This window comes from Sphingobium bisphenolivorans, assembly GCF_000412635.1.
GTDB lineage: Bacteria > Pseudomonadota > Alphaproteobacteria > Sphingomonadales > Sphingomonadaceae > Sphingobium > Sphingobium bisphenolivorans.
On the sequence record NZ_ASTG01000044.1, the window covers coordinates 1 to 2683 of the forward strand.

General features: G+C 53.0%; 3 protein-coding genes and 2 pseudogenes. 3 read left to right on the forward strand and 2 right to left on the reverse strand.

The window, feature by feature from the left end:
• From L858_RS20795 to L858_RS22590, 3 genes and pseudogenes are all read left to right on the forward strand, one after another.
• The coding region (locus tag L858_RS20795) for a transposase (protein ID WP_238565009.1) at nucleotides 1–624 on the forward strand (624 nt) is incomplete at its 5' end.
• Between the two features lie 257 nt (nucleotides 625–881).
• Nucleotides 882–989, forward strand: a pseudogene (locus L858_RS22585) (IS66 family transposase); the annotation flags it as partial.
• Nucleotides 990–1170, forward strand: a pseudogene (locus L858_RS22590) (transposase domain-containing protein); the annotation flags it as partial.
• Nucleotides 1171–1246: 76 nt separating this feature from the next.
• On the opposite strand, the gene L858_RS21505 reads toward L858_RS22590, so the two are convergent.
• Complete coding sequence (locus L858_RS21505; RefSeq protein WP_193742896.1) at nucleotides 1247–1789, reverse strand: dTDP-4-dehydrorhamnose 3,5-epimerase family protein; 543 nt, start codon at nucleotides 1787–1789, stop codon at nucleotides 1247–1249.
• 13 nt (nucleotides 1790–1802) lie between these two features.
• Nucleotides 1803–2683 (reverse strand): GDP-L-fucose synthase family protein (locus L858_RS0119020; RefSeq protein WP_028056297.1); only part of this gene is annotated, 881 nt, incomplete at its 5' end.

Consider the following 2683-nt stretch of genomic DNA (forward strand, 5'->3'; position numbering starts at 1 on the left):
GCTTCCAAGCAACGCAACGCCGCGCCTGAAAAGGAGGCGATAAAGGCAGGCAAGAGCGCTAGCGAGAGGCCCGACAAGCCCGCCAGAGCAGCACAGAAGCACACCGATGCGCGTTGGACGCTCAAGTTCGCAAATGCCAGACTCTTGGCGAACGGCAAGCCGGGCATCGACATCGCCATCCCCTGCTTCGGCTACAAGAGCAGCGTGTCGATCTGCCGGGCCTTCGGCTTCATTCGCAAGGGCAAAGTCACTGACGCAGCGCGTTTCGACGGACGGATGCTGCGCGATGTCGTCACCAACGACAACACCGCCTCCGATGTCTGGGCCGACGGCCTATCGGAGCCGGGCCAACGAGGCGTGGCTCAAGCGGCAGTCCCGGGTCAGCCGCATTACCGCAAGAAGCCGCGCGGCAAGCCGATGTCCGAACGCACCGCCAGGGCCAACGCCGCCAAATCGAAGGTCCGTGCCCGTGTCGAACATGTGTTCGTCCGCCAGAAAGACCAGATGGGGCTGTTCATCCGCACCATCGGCATCAAGCGCGCCGAAGCCAAGATCACCCTCGCCAACCTTGCGTACAACATGCACCGCCTGATCGTCCACGAACGACGGGCAGCGAAGGGATAACTGCGCCTGAAACGCGGGAACGGCACCGGAAACCCGCTCCATGGGGGCGAAGTGGGACCTATCACGCCAAATCACAAGTCGAACAGCCGAACCGCCCAAGCCCGCTCAGAACAACGGGTTGATAGAGGTGCCCAGCTTTCCACAAGCCATTCTGCAGCGCAATATATATGTGCTTCTACCTGACGCTCCTGCGACCAGCGTAGGGCGCGGATGAGGTGGGCTTGACGCCATCGTTACTCGCGATTGCGGCTTTCCTCGCTGGCCCGCCAATGGTCGCCTATGTCTATGCGGCAGATTGGAAGGCTGAGCGGCCCGACATCCATCTCGGCGATTTTGCAGGCATCCTGCAGGTCGATGGCTACGGCGTCCTTTTCGCCGGCTCCGACGAGGGCGGTGACAACTGGGCGGTCATCGCCGCGCTCATCGAAAACTGCAAGCTGGGCGGCATCAATCCTCATGACTGGCTGACCGGACCCTGACCGCGCTTGCCAACGCCACCCGGCCAATCGCGTTCATGAACTCATGCTCGGGATCAACGTGGGCTGAGAACAGCGCTACACTCGAAATCAGTCACATTAGGGGACCGCGTCTCCCCTCCCGCAAACCAGGCGCTGTTATAAACCTACCGGCGACGGGTTTTGAACGAGGGCGCATACTGGTCTCTTTTGGAGAGGAGATCTCTTGAAGGAGGAACATGAAAGACGATGTCTATGTCATCAGCAAATGCTGATACTTCAGCACGCGAACAAAAATTTAAACTTCTGTCCACCTTTAATACAAAAACAGTATCGTCTTCAAGGGCCAGAAATCCATGTGCGCAGGTTCTAGGAGTGTAAAGGGAAACATGAGGAGATGACAAAATTATGGAATTAACCTGTGCAATAGGGGAATCGTCTTGTAAATCTACCCAAAAGAATTGAGCGCTTCCTTGGGTGACATTTACAATTTTAGCTTGGGCATGTGGCTCAAGTTGATAGTGAAGACCCCTAAAACATCCGGATAATTTAGTCTTAATTATACTTTCTTCAACTAGGTCAAACGTAGATCGCGAATCTAAGTTTTCTTTCGCTTCGTATGATGTGTAACTTATACCCCTTTCATCAGAAAAAATGTGGCCTTTAGCCAAGTATGCCTCTGCCGCAAGCTCCTCAATTTCGAAGGGCATGGCTTCCTTCCTGTCATTTGTAAACATTGTCAAGGAACCACTGATAGGTTGATGCCAGACCTTCCCTCAAATCTATTTTAGGTTTCCATCCCATTTTCTTGAGTTTGTCGGCTGACATCAACTTACGAGGTGTGCCATCTGGCTTGGTAAGATCGTGCGTCAACTCACCATTCAGCCCGACGATATCCATAACCATTCGTGCAACTTCACCAATCGAGAGATCGAATCCGCTACCGATGTTGATGTGTTCATATTCTTGGTATTGCTTCAGTATAAATACCGCAGCATCGGCCAGATCATCGACGTGTAGAAATTCCCGAAGGGGGGTGCCTGTACCCCAGATCGTCAGGTTGGGATGGCCCGCCTTTTTCGCCTCATGCGCCTTACGTATTAGCGCGGGAATAACGTGCGAAGATGACAGGTCGAAGTTGTCGAAAGGACCGTAGAGGTTGGTAGGCATAGCGGAAACAAAGCAAGCTCCATATTGCTTCATGTAAGCTTGACACAATTTGATCCCAGCAATCTTTGCGATGGCGTACCATTCGTTGGTGGGTTCGAGGGGACCCGTCAGAAGCGCTTCTTCGACAATCGGCTGAGGAGCCATCTTAGGGTAAATGCAGGACGATCCCAAGAATAAGAGCTTACCAACCCCTTGATCATAGGATAATTTAATAATATTATTCTGTATAGCTAGGTTGTTGTATAAGAACTCCACCGGGTATGAATTATTAGCCAATATGCCGCCAACCTTTGCGGCCGCCACTACAACAATATCAGGTTTTTCGCAGGCCATCCACTTGCTGACCTGCCGTTGATCTGTGAGGTCACATTCTTCTCGTCCTACGGTGAGAACTTCACAATTTTCTGACTTATACCAGCCGTCAGTGACGCTGA